This is a genomic window from Halopiger thermotolerans (genome assembly GCF_054654555.1).
This window is the reverse complement of the sequence record NZ_BAAIEU010000004.1, coordinates 260,495-276,155: the sequence shown is the minus strand read 5'-3', so window position 1 is coordinate 276,155 and position 15,661 is coordinate 260,495. Positions and strand designations below refer to the sequence as shown.

At 65.4% G+C, this 15,661-nt stretch carries 17 protein-coding genes and 1 tRNA gene; 12 read left to right on the top strand and 6 right to left on the bottom strand.

The window, feature by feature from the left end:
* Positions 1 to 10: 10 nt before the first annotated feature.
* The 4 genes from ACYQ26_RS09050 (at position 11) to ACYQ26_RS09035 (ending at position 3,698) form a co-directional block, all read left to right on the top strand.
* On the top strand, positions 11 to 880 hold the full coding sequence (locus ACYQ26_RS09050; RefSeq protein WP_459810733.1) for a deoxyribonuclease IV: 870 nt from the start codon (positions 11 to 13) through the stop codon (positions 878 to 880).
* A 92-nt stretch (positions 881 to 972) separates the two neighbouring features.
* On the top strand, positions 973 to 1,794 hold the full coding sequence (locus ACYQ26_RS09045) for a class I SAM-dependent methyltransferase (protein ID WP_459808569.1): 822 nt from the start codon (positions 973 to 975) through the stop codon (positions 1,792 to 1,794).
* A 73-nt stretch (positions 1,795 to 1,867) separates the two neighbouring features.
* Positions 1,868 to 2,911, top strand: coding sequence for an ABC transporter ATP-binding protein (locus ACYQ26_RS09040; protein WP_459808568.1), 1,044 nt, complete (start codon positions 1,868 to 1,870; stop codon positions 2,909 to 2,911).
* Positions 2,904 to 3,698, top strand: a complete 795-nt coding sequence (locus ACYQ26_RS09035; protein WP_459808567.1) for an ABC transporter permease subunit — start codon at positions 2,904 to 2,906, stop codon at positions 3,696 to 3,698. Before ACYQ26_RS09040 ends, ACYQ26_RS09035 begins: the two co-directional genes overlap by 8 nt.
* Positions 3,699 to 3,803: 105 nt before the next feature.
* On the opposite strand, the gene ACYQ26_RS09030 is transcribed toward ACYQ26_RS09035, so the two are convergent.
* On the bottom strand, positions 3,804 to 4,541 hold the full coding sequence (locus tag ACYQ26_RS09030) for a helix-turn-helix domain-containing protein (protein ID WP_459808566.1): 738 nt from the start codon (positions 4,539 to 4,541) through the stop codon (positions 3,804 to 3,806).
* Positions 4,542 to 4,621: 80 nt separating this feature from the next.
* Between ACYQ26_RS09030 and ACYQ26_RS09025 the strand changes: the two genes are divergently transcribed.
* Positions 4,622 to 5,011, top strand: coding sequence for a DUF7344 domain-containing protein (locus ACYQ26_RS09025; protein WP_459808565.1), 390 nt, complete (start codon positions 4,622 to 4,624; stop codon positions 5,009 to 5,011).
* Positions 5,012 to 5,015: 4 nt separating this feature from the next.
* Here the strand turns inward: ACYQ26_RS09025 and ACYQ26_RS09020 are convergent, their stop codons facing one another.
* A complete protein-coding gene (locus ACYQ26_RS09020) occupies positions 5,016 to 5,717 on the bottom strand; it encodes a DUF7095 family protein (RefSeq protein ID WP_459808564.1) in 702 nt (233 codons plus the stop codon).
* 127 nt (positions 5,718 to 5,844) lie between these two features.
* Here ACYQ26_RS09020 and ACYQ26_RS09015 point away from each other — a divergent pair, with 127 nt between their 5' ends.
* Entirely contained in the window at positions 5,845 to 6,579 is a 735-nt protein-coding gene (locus ACYQ26_RS09015) for an alpha/beta hydrolase (protein ID WP_459808563.1), read from the top strand.
* 27 nt (positions 6,580 to 6,606) lie between these two features.
* Here ACYQ26_RS09015 and ACYQ26_RS09010 read toward each other — a convergent pair whose 3' ends face one another.
* A complete protein-coding gene (locus tag ACYQ26_RS09010; RefSeq protein WP_459808562.1) occupies positions 6,607 to 7,353 on the bottom strand; it encodes a hypothetical protein in 747 nt (248 codons plus the stop codon).
* Between the two features lie 146 nt (positions 7,354 to 7,499).
* On the opposite strand from ACYQ26_RS09010, the gene ncsA reads away from it, so the two are divergent.
* Entirely contained in the window at positions 7,500 to 8,471 is a 972-nt protein-coding gene (gene ncsA / locus ACYQ26_RS09005; RefSeq protein ID WP_459808561.1) for a tRNA 2-thiolation protein NcsA, read from the top strand.
* Positions 8,472 to 8,953: 482 nt separating this feature from the next.
* Here the strand turns inward: ncsA and ftsZ are convergent, their stop codons facing one another.
* The 3 genes from ftsZ to ACYQ26_RS08990 form a co-directional block, all read right to left on the bottom strand.
* Positions 8,954 to 10,153: a cell division protein FtsZ gene (ftsZ, locus tag ACYQ26_RS09000; protein ID WP_459808560.1), complete on the bottom strand. Its 1,200-nt coding sequence runs from the start codon at positions 10,151 to 10,153 to the stop codon at positions 8,954 to 8,956.
* 2 nt (positions 10,154 to 10,155) lie between these two features.
* A complete protein-coding gene (locus ACYQ26_RS08995) occupies positions 10,156 to 10,335 on the bottom strand; it encodes a transcriptional regulator CdrS (protein WP_013879759.1) in 180 nt (59 codons plus the stop codon).
* A gap of 197 nt (positions 10,336 to 10,532) precedes the next feature.
* Positions 10,533 to 11,252, bottom strand: a complete 720-nt coding sequence (locus ACYQ26_RS08990; RefSeq protein ID WP_459808559.1) for a double zinc ribbon domain-containing protein — start codon at positions 11,250 to 11,252, stop codon at positions 10,533 to 10,535.
* A 127-nt stretch (positions 11,253 to 11,379) separates the two neighbouring features.
* Here ACYQ26_RS08990 and ACYQ26_RS08985 point away from each other — a divergent pair.
* The 5 genes from ACYQ26_RS08985 to ACYQ26_RS08965 all read left to right on the top strand — a co-directional run bounded on the left by ACYQ26_RS08985 (position 11,380) and on the right by ACYQ26_RS08965 (position 15,281).
* Positions 11,380 to 11,453, top strand: a tRNA-Tyr gene (locus ACYQ26_RS08985).
* A gap of 181 nt (positions 11,454 to 11,634) precedes the next feature.
* A complete protein-coding gene (locus ACYQ26_RS08980) occupies positions 11,635 to 11,937 on the top strand; it encodes a DUF7563 family protein (RefSeq protein WP_459808558.1) in 303 nt (100 codons plus the stop codon).
* A 376-nt stretch (positions 11,938 to 12,313) separates the two neighbouring features.
* On the top strand, positions 12,314 to 13,078 hold the full coding sequence (locus tag ACYQ26_RS08975) for a DUF4326 domain-containing protein (RefSeq protein WP_459808557.1): 765 nt from the start codon (positions 12,314 to 12,316) through the stop codon (positions 13,076 to 13,078).
* Positions 13,075 to 13,539 carry a PD-(D/E)XK family putative nuclease gene (locus tag ACYQ26_RS08970; protein ID WP_459808556.1) on the top strand — a complete coding sequence of 155 codons (465 nt, stop codon included), beginning with the start codon at positions 13,075 to 13,077 and terminating at the stop codon, positions 13,537 to 13,539. Before ACYQ26_RS08975 ends, ACYQ26_RS08970 begins: the two co-directional genes overlap by 4 nt.
* The gene (locus ACYQ26_RS08965) at positions 13,536 to 15,281 is read left to right on the top strand and encodes a DUF7845 domain-containing protein (protein WP_459808555.1); all 1,746 of its coding nucleotides are present in this window, start codon (positions 13,536 to 13,538) and stop codon (positions 15,279 to 15,281) included. Before ACYQ26_RS08970 ends, ACYQ26_RS08965 begins: the two co-directional genes overlap by 4 nt.
* Positions 15,282 to 15,661: the final 380 nt, after the last annotated feature.

Below are 15,661 nucleotides of genomic sequence, written 5' to 3'. Positions count from 1 at the left end.
ATCCATGACCATGAAGGTCGGCGCACACGTTTCGATCTCCGGGTCGCGCGTCTCCTCCGACGACGAAACCCCGCCGTACGACGACATCCGCAACGCCGTCCACCGCCAGCGGGCCTTCGGCGGCAACTGCGGGCAGATCTTCACCACCTCGCCGCAGGTCTGGGCCCAGCCCGAGATCAGCGACGAGGCCGCCGCGGGCTTCCGCGAGGAGAGCGACGAGAAACTCGAGGGGCCGTGGGTGATCCACTCGGCGTACCTGGTCAACCTCTGTACCCCGAAGGACGACCTCCGCCGGAAGTCCAAGGAGAGCATGCAGGCGGAGCTCGACGCCGCCGACAAGCTCAGGATTCCCTATGTCAACGTCCACCTCGGCGCCCACACCGGCGCCGGCGTCGAGGGCGGCCTCGACAACGCGGCGAGTCTCATCGACGAACTCGAGGTCCCCGAGGACGTACAGATCCTCATCGAGTCCGACGCGGGCAGCGGCACGAAGCTCGGCGGCGAGTTCGAGCACCTCGCGGGCATCATCGACCGCACCGAGACGGACATCGGCATCTGCATCGACACCGCCCACACGCTCGTCGCGGGCAACGACCTCACCACCCCCGAGGCGGTCGACGAGACCGTCCAGCGGTTCGACGACGAGGTCGGCCTCGAGTACCTCGAGTACATCCACCTCAACGACTCGAAACACGACGTCGGCACGCACAAGGACGAACACGCCCACATCGGCGAGGGCTACATCGGCGAGGACGGCATGAAGGCCCTCGTCAACCACCCGGACTTGCGCGATCTACCGTTCGCGCTCGAGACGCCGACCGAAGACGGTCGCGGCTTCGAGTGGAACATTCAGAAGGTCAAGGAACTGCGCGAAGAGTAACGGACGACGGCACAGCGACGACAGTCGTCGCTCGATCGTCAACCTCGCGTCGAATCGACCCGTTTTTACTCCAGACGCCACTATTCGGCCCCGTGCGCGAGTTCTCCGAAGACTACCTTCGCCGAACCCGCCGGGGGATGTGGGACGACTCCCGGGAGGCCCTCGATCCCCTGAGCCTCGAGTCCCGCGGGCGGATCTTAGACGTCGGCTGCGGTACCGGCAAGTTGAGTCGAGTCCTCGCCGACGAGTCGCCCGCGGCGTGCGAGGTCGTCGGCTGCGACGCCGATCCAGCGCTCCTCGAGATCGCCGGCGAGCGCGTGCCGGTCGTCGCCGGTGACGCCCTTCGACTGCCGTTTTCGGACAACGCATTCGATCTCGTCGTCTGTCAGGCGCTGTTGATCAACCTGCCCGACCCGACGGCTGCAGTGGCCGAATTCGCCCGCGTCTCCTCGGACCTGGTCGCCGCCGTCGAGCCGAACAACGCCGCCGTCGAGGTCGACTCGAGCGTCGACCGCGAGGACGCCCTCGAGCGGCGGGCGCGGCGGGCCTACCTCGACGGCGTCGACACCGACGTCGCGCTCGGGGCCGACGCCCGTGAGGCCTTCGCGGACGCCGGCCTCGAGGTGCTCGAAACGCGGCGGTACGATCACGTCCGGACCGTCGAACCGCCCTACGACGAGGGTGCGTTGCTCGAGGCCCGCCGGAAGGCGACGGGCGCGGGGCTGGCCGACGACCGCGAGACGATGCTCGAGGGCGCGCTGACGGAAGCGGAGTACGACGACCTCCGGAGCGCGTGGCGGGAGATGGGCCGGGACGTCGTCGACCAGATGGAAACCGGCGACTACGAGCGCGAGGAGACGGTGCCGTTCTTCGTCACCGTCGGCCGCGTCGACGGCGCCGGGTTGGAGTCGTAGTCGCGCCGTCGAGCGTCGCAACCGGTGTCAGCGAGGCCACACCTACATGGTAGTGGCCCTCATTGCGGACGGTATGGCCGCGATCGAACTCGAGGGGCTCACGAAGGACTACGGCGAGGTGGTGGCCAACGACGACGTGACGTTCGAGGTCGAGGCGGGCGAAATCTTCGGCTACCTCGGGCCCAACGGCGCGGGCAAGACCACGACGATCCGGACGCTGCTCGGCTTCATCTCGCCGACGGCCGGCACCGCGCGGCTGCTCGGCCGCGACGTCACCGACGAGTCGGAACTGCTCGCGGCGAAACGGAACCTTGGCTACCTGCCCGACAACCCGGCGTTCGACGAGTCGGCGACCGGGCGGGAGATTCTCGACCTCCACGCCTCGATCAAGGGCGACGAGCGCAGCGCGGCCCTGCTCGAGCTGTTCGATCCGCCGCTGGACCGCGAGGTGCGGGAGTACTCCCACGGGAACGTCCGCAAACTCGGGCTGGTGACGACGTTCATGCACGATCCCGACCTCGTCGTCCTGGACGAGCCGACGGGCGGCCTCGACCCGCTGATGCAACAGCGGTTCGCCGAGTTCCTGCGGGCCGAACGGGACCGCGGCGTGACGGTGTTTTTCTCCTCGCACGTGCTGAGCGAGGTGCGCCGGCTCTGCGACCGCGTCGGCATCATCCGAGACGGTCGCCTCGTCGCGGTCGAACCCGTCGACGCCCTGCTCGACCGAAGCGGCAAGGTCGTCCACCTCCGGGCCGCCGATCCGATCCCGGCGGCGGCGCTCGATCTCGACGGCGTGCACGACCTCGAGACGGGCCGGGATCGGTCGGCCGGCGACGAATCGCGCGAGACGGATGCGGCGGACAGCGGCGAGCCCGGCGCAGTCACGGAGTGTACGTTCACGTTCACCGGCGACGTCAACGCGCTGCTCGAGCGGCTTCGCGAGCACCGACTGCTCGATCTCTCGATCGAGGAAGCGCCGCTCGAGGACGTTTTCATGCGGTTTTACGGCGACGGCGAGGACGTCGTCGCCGAAGCGAGATCCGCGTCCGGGCCCGAGCCGCCGGCGGGGGAGAGGGAAAACGCGGGCGCCGCGAGCGGGGTGACCGACGATGCTTGAACTCGCCCGGTACGACGGCCGCCACCGTCTCAAGGGGAGCGTCTACCTGTCGATCGCGATGTCGGCGCTGGCCGCGATCGTCGTCTGGATCTACCCCTCGTTCAGCGGCTCGTTCGAGGACGTCGACGAACAGTTCCTCCAGGCGTATCCCGAGGGAGTCATCCAGGTGTTCGACATCCGCACGATGGCCGTCCTCGAGGGCTTCCTCGCTTTCGAACTCTACGTCTTCGGCTGGACGATCATGCTCGGGCTCTACCTGGCCTACCTCGCCGCCGGGACGATCGCCGGCGACGTCGAACGCGGGCGGATGGACGTCCTCCTGTCGATGCCGATCTCGCGGTCCCGAACCGTCGCGGAGAAGTTCGCCTCGCTGGCCGTCCCGATCGTCGTCGTCAACGCCGTCGTGCCGGTCGTCGTCTACGTCGCGGCCGCGCTGGTCGACGAATCCGTCTCGGCCGCCGACCTGCTCGCGCTCCACGCGTTCGCCGTTCCCTATTTGTTCGCCTGCGCCGGCATCGGCCTCGTCGCGTCCGTCGTCGTCGACCGGGCGAGCGTCGCCCAGCGGCTCGCGCTCGGAGTCACCTTCGGCCTGTTCATGCTCGAGTCACTGCTCGAGGGGACCGACTACGAGGCCGTCGGCGCGATCGCGCCGATGCGGTACTTCGATCCGAACGCGATCCTGCTCGAGAGCAGCTACGACCCCGTCGACGCGGGCGTGCTCGTCGCGATGACGCTCGTCCTGCTGGCCGCGAGTCAGTGGTGGTTCCGACGGCGCGATATCGCCTGATTCGAGTGACCTCGAGACGGTCGGTGATCCCACCCCTGCGCGTCGAGGGCAGCACCGGCCGCTGGCGGCCGCGTTTCCGATCGCGGCTCGTCGAGGGATCGCGGCTTAGTCGCGCGATCGGTCGTCCGGGTAGACCGTGTTCTCGATGAGGGTTCGGACGCCGCGGCGAAACCGTTCCGACGCCGCGTTCGAGGAGATGTCGAACCGATCCGCGAGTTCGGCCAGCGAACAGGAGCGGGGGATGTCGAGGTAGCCGGCGTCGACGGCGGCGACGAGCGCCTCCCGCTGGCGGTCGGTCAGGCCGAACTCGAACTTCGATGCGGTGGTCGAATCGCCGGCCGCGTCGGACTCGTCACGCAGTTGCCGCACCTCGACGTCGAGGTCCCGCTCGGCGAAGAACTCGTGGAACCGGCCGAACGTCTCGGTGCTCGGAAACGCGACGCGAAAGAACCACCCCTCGCCCGTCGCGGTGACGTCTCGCAGAACGCCGCCCCCCTCGATGACAATGGGATAGACGCTCGCTTGATGGCCTTCGCAGGTGAGTTCGAGGTGGTAGAGCCGACGGTCGTCGAACTCGACGACGCGCAGGAGTTCGGCCACGGTCGGATCCGCCTCGAGCGCGTCGTCGAACGCCTCGAGCGCGTCGTCGTCGCCGTCGACCCAGACGAGCGTCCGGTGGGCGCCGTCGCCGGTGAGGTCCGATTGCTCCCACGTCACCGTCGCGTCGGGGACTCGCTCGAGCGTCTCGCGGAGAATGGGATAGTCGATCAGGAGAGTAGCGAAGATCATCGTCGTGGGTACGTTGTACAGGCCCCGCCCTCCCTTCGGGGTTTCGGCCTGCACAGCAGGAACTTCGGACGCTAATAAATAGCGTGAATACTTACGCGCGGTAACTAACCGACAGACATGTTCAGTAATGATCGATGACTGGGAGGTACACGGGGGACGACGAAGATGTTCCGATCGACCGCGGGTTCGCCGCGCTTGGCGACCCGTACCGTCGGGCGCTCTGTCGGTATGCGTTGCGAACGAACGCCGACATCGTCACGATCGAGGAACTCGTGGACTACCTCGCCGACGAGGCGACGGTAGCGACCGAGACGGGGGAGGACTGCGACAGGCAAACGCTCGAGACGGACCTTCACCACCGGCACCTTCCCGCGCTCGCCGAGGCCGGCATGGTGGAGTACGAGCGCCGCAGCGGGGCCGTCTACCTCGATCGCGATACGACCGCGGCGCTGCTCGAGCGCGTTCGGGCGACCGTCGCGAATCTGGAGGACGTGTCGACCGGACGGGGACGAGAAGACCGGTAGCCGGTCAGACGACGTCGCCCCGAACCGTTACGCCCTCCTGATCCTCGCGCCAAGCGTGGAGTTCTTTGGCCGCCTCGGTCGCCTCGTCGCCGTCCATGCCGAGCATCTCGAGGGCGTCCGACAGCGTCGGGAGGGCGAGTTCGCTCTCGCGGAGCTTACGGAACGCCTCGTCGCTGCGCACGCCGTCGGCCCAGAGACAGACGCCGCGGGGATCGAGCAACTGGGTGTAGTCGTCGCGCAACTTCGCGCCGCGCAGGCGCTGGGTGACGTTGTCCTCGAAGGGGGAGTTGCAGACCTCGAGGTGGATCGGCTCGTCGTCGTCGCCGATCAGGTGGGCGGCGAGACACTTCTCGGGGGCGGCGTGGCCGGCGGCGTTCGCCCGGAGGTACTCGGGGTGTTCAGCGGCCCAGTCGGCCCGGACGGACTTGCCGACGCCCTCGACGCCGTGGGACTCGCGGAACCGCGTTTCGGGGTCGTCGTACTCGCCGCTCGCGTCGCTCGCGGCGTCCGCGTCGCCGACGCTGTCGTCGCGCATCAGAATGTCTTTCGTCAGGTAGACGTCGAGTCGCTCGACGGGGTCGAGCCCCAGCGCGACGTCGCCGAACGCCCAGACCTCCCGCACCGGCACGGGCATCCGGTCGTTCTCGACGGTGTCGACGAGGTCCTCGAGTCGATCGACCGCGTCGCTGCGGTCAAAGCCAGTCATTACCGGAACTGGGGACTCGAGGCGCAAAACCGTTTCTCAGTCACAACTGCAGTGGGTGCGGGCGCGAAGACGGTCGCGGATCGGTCGAGAGCGCACCTTTTTATCGACACCGATCGAAGGGAATCATATGCGACACCGCGTTTTCAACGAGGACGGCGACGAGGAACTCGTCTTCGTCATGGGCTGGGGCAACCGCTGGACCCACGAGAACGTCAGCTGGCTCATCGGGAAGCTGACCGACGGCGGCTACCGGGTCCACGCGTTCGAACTGCCCACGAACATCGACGACTTCAAAGCCGACTGGCTCGAGCCGGTCGCCGAGTACGTCCGCGACCTCGACGGCTACCAGCTGCTGGCCCACAGCGCCGGCGCGCTCGTCGCGCAGGCCTTAGACGGCGCGGACAACCACGTCTACCTGAGCCCGTGGTGGGGGTACGGCGACGCCTACCCCGAGCCGGTCCTCGAGGCAGTCTCGCGGGTGCCGACGACGTTTCCCTTCCTCCCCGCCGGCGAGATGGACCGGTCGGCGCTGGGCGAGAAGGCGACCGACCACCAGCTCGCGACGCTGCCCCGCTGGGTGTCGCCGGCGTTCGTCCGCGAGACGCGCCACGCCCAAGAAGAACTGCTCGCGATCGATCACGACGCGGTCGTCTTCTGCTCGCTGCGCGATCCGGTCATCGATCTCCGGCCGATCGGCGAGCGCGTCCCCGCAGAGCACGTCGTCCTCTACAACGGGGGCCACGAACTGTTCTCCTCGGCGAGCCGGGACCGGCACATCGACACGCTGCTGGCCGCGCTCGAGGAGGGGGCCGAGGCCGTCGAAGCGGAAACAGCGGACGAGGAAGCGGCAGTACCGGCTTGAGACGGTCGATCCGTCTTCAAACCCGATTTACAGCGCGTCGAGAAGCGCCCGTAGTTGCGTCGGCCCGTTCGTAACGAGCGCACGAGGGAATCCCCGGCGCGCGGTCTCGAGCGCGTCAGCGAGTGCCGCCGCCGCATCGTCGAAGACGCCGGGGCCGTGGCCGAGCAGAATTCGCTCGGGTGCGATTCCCTCGAACGCCGCCGTCGGCGGGCGAAGCCGACAGAGGAGGTAGACGGCCAGCCGTTCGTCGCCGGTGAGATACGGCGGCGCAGTGCCGAGCAGATCCGGAACGTATAGCGTCGCGTCCGCGCGGCGGTACGCGATCGCCTCCCGCCAGCCCGGCAGCGGCGCCGCCTCGCGGAGCGTAAACCCCGACGTGCCGAGTTCGCCGTCGACGACCTCGAGCGGCGCATCGACGCGGTCGGGCACCCGATCGAGCCACGCCGGGACGTAAACTGGAACGTCGAACCGACGCGCGAACGCGCCGGCGTCGCGGGCGTGGTAGTCGGAGCAGACGACGACGCCCGCGACGTCGCCGAGCGATTCGATTTCGTCGTCGATTCCGGGCGCCTCGAGCGGGTCGAACAGCCAGACGTCGCCGCCGTCGGAGTCGGAATCGGGGTCGGACCGGGGCGCCCGCGAGCCTTCCGTCCCGACGAGGGCGTGGCTCGCGCGCAGTCCCGCCTCGTCGGGGTGCGCGATCCAGCCGAACCCGCCGTCGAACTCGTCGATGAGCCGATACCCCGTCGGCGGCGACCGATCGTACGTTCCCATGCGGACACCCTCTCAAGGGACGTCAAAAGGCGTATCGACTGACACGTTCAGCCAGGTAGCGTCTCCTCGAGTGCCCCGATGAAGCGGTCGAACGGGATGGCTGGGAGACGAAACGGACATACGCGTTCGTCGGCTACCTGACCGCGATGGACTGTAACCGGTGTGACGACGAGGCGGTCATGCACGCCGCCTATTCGGGGGCACACCTCTGCGAGGACCACTTCCGCGAGTCGGTCGAGAAGCGGGTTCGTCGACGGGTTCGACGGGACGACCTCGTGCCGCAGGACGCCTCGCCCGACGACCCCGAGACCTGGGTCATCGGCCTCTCCGGGGGGAAAGACAGCGTCGTCCTCACGCAGATCCTCCACGACACCTTCGCCGAGGACCCGCGCATCGAGCTCGTCGGACTGACGATCCACGAGGGGATCGAGGGCTACCGCGACAAGTCGGTCGACGCCTGCGTCGAACTCTCCGAGGAGCTCGACATTCGCCACGAACTCGTCAGCTACGAGGACGAGTTCGGCATTCGGATGGACGATGTCGTCGAGGACGACCCCGAAAACATGGCCGCCTGCGCCTACTGCGGCGTCTTCCGGCGGGACATCTTGGAGCGCTACGCCGACGAGTACGGGGCCGACCTCCTGCTGACGGGCCACAACTTGGACGACGAGGCCCAGACGGCGCTGATGAACTTCCTCGAGGGCGACGTCGCCCAGATCGCCAAACACTTCGACGCCAGCCTCGGCCCGCTCTCGGAGCGCGAGGAGCAGGACGATTTTATCCCGCGCGCGAAGCCGCTGCGGGACGTCCCCGAGAAGGAAGTCGCGCTCTACGCACATCTCAACGACCTCCCGGCGCACATCACCGAGTGTCCCCACGCCAGCGAGGCCTACCGCGGCGAGATCCAGCAGTTGCTCTACGATCTCGAGGAGAACCACCCCGGAACTCGCCACTCGATCCTGTCGGGGTACGAGGAACTGGCCGAGATGGCAGCGACGGAGTTCAACGGCGACGGCGACGACGAGGACGGCGCCGACCTGCAGGAGTGCGAGCAGTGCGGCTCGATGACGACCCGCGACGTCTGCCGGAAGTGCTCGCTGCTCGAGACGCTGGTTTGAACGCGGCTTCAGGTTTCTCGATCGTCGCGGCTTCTGCTCGGCTGTCGCCGTTTTACCGTAGTGTAGCGTAACTGTCTCTGTCACTCTGAACGCGTCTTACAGGTCCGCATCGCGGTACTCGCATGTCGGCCGGTCCGGATCGTTCGGCGTGCCGCAGTCCGGATCGTTCGTCACGGGCTTCGATCAGCTAGCATCGGTAGCGGAACGGTCGGCGGCGGAACTCGAGTCGAGGTCGGAAGGCGAGACCGGCTCGAGCGGCGCACGACGGGTCGAACGGTCACGCCCTGCCAATCGTCGCCCTCGTTCTCACGTCCGTATACGGCCGTAAACGCGCAGTACGTGCAGTACTAACGAGATCCCCTCACGAACCGAGACCGACTATCGCCGCCGCTCGCCAGCGAGGCCGGCGTGCGGTACGAGAAAACAGGTGTTCGAAAACGGATCCGAGTACGAGAGCGAACCGTATTACGGCGACGTGCCGGCTAGCGGATCACGTCGACGCCGTTTTGCTGTTCGACCTCCTCGCGGCCGCCGTCGCTCTGGGCGCCGTAGCCGGTGCCGGTACTCGATTTCGCGGTTTCGACGTTGTTGCTCGCGTCGAAGTCGGCGTCGTCGAGCCCTTCGATGCTCGCACGGGACTTGTCGGCCTGCTTCTGGGTCGTCGGACCCAGCACCTGGGCGCTCTGGACGCCGGTCATGATCGCCATGACGCGGACCTTGCCCTTGTAGTTCTCCTGGATGCGGGCGCCCCAGATGACGTTCGCGGACGCCTCGAGTCGCTCCGTGATGTTGTCTGCGATCCCCTCGGCCTCTTTGAGGGTGAGGTCGGGACCGCCCGTGATGTGGACCAGTCCGCCGGAGGCGCCGCGGTAGTCGACGTCCAGCAGCGGGTGGTTCATCGCGTCCTTGACGACCTCGTCGGTCTTGTTCTTGTCCTGGGTTTCGCCGACCAGCATGACGGCGACGCCGCCCTGGTTCATGATCGTGGACATGTCGGCGTAGTCCAGGTTGATCAGCGAGGGCTGGGTGATCGTCTCCGAGATGCCCTTGACCGTCTCGGCGATGATCTGGTCCATCACCGAGAACGCCTTGCCGATCGGGAGGTTCGGGACGTAATCGAGCAGCCGATTGTTATCGAGCACGATGATCGAGTCGGCCTGCTCGCGCAGTTTCTCGAGGCCCTCCTCGGCCTTGACCGTACGTGCACGCTCGACGTTAAAGGGCGTCGAGACCATGCCGACGACGATCGCGCCCTGCTCCTTGGCGATCTCCGAGACTACCGGCGCGGCGCCGGTGCCGGTCCCGCCGCCCATGCCGGCGGTCACGAACACGAGGTCCGCGTCGCCGAGCACTTCCTTGATCGTGCCCTGGGCCATCTCGGTCGCGCGCTCGCCCATCGAGGGGTCGCCGCCCGCGCCGAGCCCGTTGGTCAGGGACTTGCCGACGAGGATCTTCGTGTCGGCCTCGATCATCTTGAGGTGCTGCTTGTCCGTGTTGATCGCCACGGTGTCGGCGCCGTCGACGCCGATGTTGTACAGCCGGTTGACGGTGTTGTTGCCGGCGCCGCCGCAGCCGACGATGACGATGCGCGGATCGCCGAACTCGTCCCCGTCCATCTCGGCGTCCATCTGACGGGCTTCCTGTTCGGCGTTCTCGAGGGCGTCCTGAACGATATCCTGCATCGTTACACCTTGGCCCAATTGCGCTGACGGGACTGCTCGGTCTGTCCGTCGTACTCTTCGTTGATCATCTCGCGGACGGCCGACCGGATCGCCTCGCTCCGGTTCGGGAACTCGCCCGAGTCAACTAACTGTTCGACCTCCTCGATCTGCTGTTTCGGAATGCGCAGTGTCACACGCTCCATGGTTGGTATTCCCCGTTGAGGTAAGACGGCAGCGCGCCCCTGTCTGACGCGACGTGTCTTACACCGGAATCGCCCGACATCGGGCGGTTTCCGACGTCCGTCGGCCGCTGTAAGACGACCGTCTTACGCGAATAAACGCAATACTGTCTTGGATAATAAAAGTTTCGTCAGACGCAACTCTCACTGTCTTACAACAGTCACGACCGCTGACCGTTCGACTCGAGTACGTCCGCGGAAGGCGTCCGACGCCCGCAGCTGGGACAGAACGCCCAGTCCGATCGCAGTTCGTCGCCGCAGTCGCAGAACAACCGCCGGGAAACCTTCTCCCCGCAGTTGGGACAGAAGACGTGCTCGCCGTCGACGTCCTCGCCGCACTGGCCGCACGTGCGTCGTCGGTCCGACGTCGGGGACTGGGCCCCGCCCTGCTGTCGCTGCGGGCGATCGTCTCGGTTCGCGTTGTGGCCCCGGCCGTGCTCGTCCGACGCTCGTGTGTCGGACTGCGCCTGCGGACGGGCGGGCGCGTGCGACGAGACCGGGTCCCGTGTCTCGTCGTCATCGACGCGACGCGCTCGCTCGTCCTCGAGCGCGATCGTGACGTTCACGTCCCGCGGTTCGGCTGGGCGTCGACGCGCGCGCGGTTGTCGCTCGCGCCCGTCGCGCCCGTGCGCGGTGTAGCCTAGTTCGGCCAGCCGTTCCGTCACCAGTTCGTCGACGCGCTCGCGAACCAGCTCGTCGATCGCCGTGTCGTCCGTCCGCGCCCCGTCGTCGCCGTCGGCCCCGTCCCGCGCCGACGCCTCGCTCGCCTCGTCCTCGAGGTACGCCCGGAGCGCCTCCCGCATCGCCTCGCTCTTGGAGGTCTCGAGCGCCTCGAGTTCGTCGACGAGGTCGTCGTCGGCGCGAAACGTGATCTTGCTCATGGACCGGATACAGCCACATTATGACGCCTCCCATATCAATCATTCTGCCGTTCGTGACTCCCGACGGGTCGCCGTCGTCGAGAATGATAACCCTTATGTTGTCCACGGCGGCTACGTACGGGTGTAACCGCCCTTAGCTCAGACTGGTAGAGCAGTCGACTGTAGATCGACTTGTCCCCCGTTCAAATCGGGGAGGGCGGACTTCCTTCCTCGTCGAATTGTGGCAGAAGTCAGAAGCCACGTTTGCAGCCGTTAAAATAACTCTACTCCCGGATTCCTGTTTCGGAGAGTACCCGGAAATTCTTGAGTTGGACTTGCCCCAAGTCGCACCCCGGGGCCTTCGGGCGAATTTCATAGCAGAAATCGTAGGGGGTGAGCGGTAATGCAGCGCTGGGATCCCACCGCCTGCGACACCCAGCGTTGTCTCACCTGCGGGTCGCATGTCACGCCCGAGTTCCGGCGCGGCTACGGCGATAAGAACGACCGTGCCCATCGCTGCCCGAACTGCGACACGTACACGCGATTAACGGACGGCAGCGCCGCAGGGAAGAACGTCCCGATCTCCGATCCGCTCGAGGATCCGACGCGGTTCAACGAGAGCTACGAAGATCTGCCGTCGCAGGTTCAGGCAGTCTGTCGTGACGGCGCTGCCGAAGTCGCGACCGACGGAGGTGAGCGACAGTGACCGATCACTCCGCAGACGGCACTGATCGGGAACTGGCCCAGCAGGTGATTACGTTCCGAAAAAACGAGGGGGCGTCGTTGGTTGAGGCCGACACGATTCACCCGAGAGTGTGGAACGATTGGGATCCGCACTTACAGGAGTTAACTCCTATCGGACGGAGCCGTCCATTTCTGAGCTCTCTCGCCGCATATGCCGAACCACAGCGGCGACAGACGGCCACTTTTCGGTTGTGGTCGCCCAAGGGAATCACCTCAGAGTATCAAAACAGACCCAGCAACTTCAACCCCTTTAATAGATATACCGTAGGTCACCGAATTCCGACAGTCGGTTCAAATCGGTCACTACAGCCGGAAGCTGAACAGCGGGGTGATTCAGCGTGAGTCTCGAGCAGTTCGGGGTAACGAGCGTCGAGTCGCTCCGTAAGACAACGAGAAACCGCTTCGGAGAAACTGCTTGCCCCGTCTGTTCGAATTCCGTCGAGCATTCCGAGGGAATTGTTGAAGTTCCCGTTCGGCGACTCGCCGACGACGATCTCCGTGCGACCCTCAAGGAGTTCAATCGTGACTACGTTCGTTCACGCGGCCACCACTGCCGAAACGACGAGGTCGTGCTCCCGCGGACGGTTTCAGGTCGTGACGCCGCTGGATTCGCTTCGAGCACGTGGACGGGCGTTCGCGCGCAATTTGGCGACCAGTCGACGCACTGGATCCCGATCCATCAGGGCGATCTTCCCGAGCGCCCGCTCGAGGAGATCGGCGACCAGGACGATGCGAGCGACGATCGAACTCGTGTCGGACTATGGATGGAAGACGACTGCGACGTCTACGCGGGACGCGCCGACGGCGGTGAAAAACACCTGCTGAATACCGAGCCCGGCGACCGTGGCTGGTTGGGAAACCCGTATCCGGTCGACGAGTTCGGGCGCGAGCAGGCTATCGCGATGTACACGCATGCGGTTTTGCTCCGGTGCGAGCAGGACGTCGAGTTCCGTGACGCCCTTGGGGAACTACAGGGCGAGGGAACCGTGCTCGGATGCTGGTGCCGCCGTCTCGACGACGACGATCCAGCGTGCCACTGTGACGTTCTCGTCCGGGTCATCGACGACGTGCTCGTACACACAGACGGAGGTGAGCGCGCGTGAGCCGCAGCGACAACGCCGATCGCGGACTCGTTGCGGAGCAACACGCCTGCGATCAGTGGAACCTCGAGCATCTGGCCAACGACGCTGACGCGCCGGATTGGCTCGACGCCCGTGCCCGAACAGACATTGTCACTGACCTTGGATGTACCGTTCTTTCGCAGGACACACCAGTCGATACAAAGTCCTGCTGGCGGTCGTACAATACCGGCCGCTGCGGTCGGATCAAGATCACCAAGCGAAACCACGAGCGACTGCTTGAGGCTGGCGGCGAGTACGCGATCGTCGTTCTCGAGAACGATTCGACGGACGTTCTGCGGGCCGCGCTGACGTCGGCGACGACCGTCGACGCTATGATCGATTCGTGGTGGTCATCGGGACGGTCGCGACACGACGATGGCCCGTTCGTACAGCTGCCGTGGTCGAAGTTCTTCGACGATCTCGAGGGGGGTGACGAGACGTGAGCTCGGGAGCGGCTAATCCGAGCGGCGAGTCGACGGTCGTTCCTGGTGGTGACTACGATCTCCCGCGAAATGAGGGAATTGAGACGACGGCGAAGACCTATCCGACACCTCCCGGACACGGTGGCGGTGGGAAGTTCGTGCTAAACGACGCGCATCGGTCCGCTGAGAGCGTCCCGTTCGATGCTGGGGAGAACCGAAAGATCCCCGACGGGTCGCTTTACCAGCACGCACGCGCCGCGTATTATGCGCACGAGGACGAGATCGTCACCGATCACGAGGGGAAAGAACGGATCGTTCTCTCCCGAGACTACGTCGTTGATGGCGTTCCTCACGCGGTCACGCTGACGGACAGCCGGTGGCGTGGTGGCCGCGGTCAGGGATCGAACTACCGGCCGTTCTACAAGTACGACGTGACGCTGAAACCGCTCGATAGCGACGGTAACGTCGAGTGGTCGCGAACGCCACTGAATGCGCTCTCGTTGAAGATTCAACCGCAGTACGAGGGCATGGTCGACAGCGACGGTGATCCAGTGAATCTCCCGTACGGAACCGGGACGCTCGTTCACGTGCAAACGACGTGGGTCGAGCATCCGGAAGTGCTCGCCGATCGCGCTGCCGACCTGGTCGCACACGTCTTCGATTACGAACTTGAGGAACTCGAGATCAACGAGGAGAGTAAGGGCTTCTGGAAAGCCGAGACACACGTCCGGTGCGACGACGCGAAAACCGACGATCTCGTTCACACGGTCCGTCAAAGTGCGGATCTCCTCGCTGAACACGCCGCTGACGTCGAGACGCAAGGGCTCGCGTCCGACGGGGATTGGCTCGAGGCAAAGATCACGACGCGGGACTGGCACCAACTTGGATTCCCTCAGCTGGACGCGAACATCCTGCTGAAAGTGTACTACACGGACAATCCGAAAGCCGTCGAGTACCCGTTCGATCAGCCGAAAATTGAGGCGGCGCTGCTGGGGAATCCGAATGGCGACAACTACCACTGGGACGAGTGGGACAATATCATGCGGGCGCTTCGCGAGATCGTGCTATCGCACCTGGTGTGGGCCGATATCGGTGTCACCGATCTCGTTGCTGACGACGTCTTCGAGGGTCCGACTGCCGATCCGTATACGTGGCAGCATCCGGAGGGCCGGCGCTGGTGGCTGAAACAGCATTACGAGTCGCTGGTTCCCGAGCTGTATCGTGAGGTGACGAAACCGAATACCCAGCTCGTCTACGATATTCTCGATACCGTGCGTCGGCACGGGACTGTCTCGTATCAGACGCTCATGGACGAAACCGGTGCGGCCTATCGGACCGTTCGTGAGCACGTGAGCCGTCTCTCCTATCCAGGCGACGATCCCGAGAGCGATGAACCGGGGATCCTGAAGAAAGTACAGGGCGTTCAGACCTGGGTGGCGTTCTCGTCGCGGTTTTTCGAAGACGCTGCTGACGACGCACTTGACGAGGTTCATCCAGACGATACACCGGAACAGAAGAGCGAACGCGCTGACGAGCGTCGCGAAGAACGCCAGCAACGACAGGAAGATCGCGACGAGGACGACCAGGAAGAGAGTGGCGACGACGGTCGCGACGATCGACGCGATCGCGACGACTGGCGAGTGATCGACACGCTGCCGTACTCGCCTGCGAATATCGGTCGGTTCATCGAACGCGGTGATATCGAGGCTCAGGACGTAAAGGTCCGGATCACAGACTACAGCTGGCTGAACGCGACGGGCTAATCGGGTCCGTCGCGACGGGCACTCTTTTTCCCTTAGCTACAGCATTCGTCTGAATCGCCGATTTTCACCCGTCTTGTCGACTGTCTTTTACAATCCTGCTGTCTGTTTTTTATTTCAGTGGCTACACGGACAGTTCTTTACCCCGGCGTGCTCGAGATCGCGTCGACCGCGCGCACCAGCAGTCACACGCGCACGTCTTGGAACCCGGTTTTGACGGCGCTTCGACCGCTGTAGAGCGGTATCTATCATTTTCTGTCGGCACGGCTCCCTGCCAACCCCCCATAGCGTATAGTGCCGCTGGGGCGGCAGGGTAAAACGGCCGGGGGCATATCGCCCCCGGCCTACCGCACAAAGCCGGACTGGGTACGATCTCCGCGTGA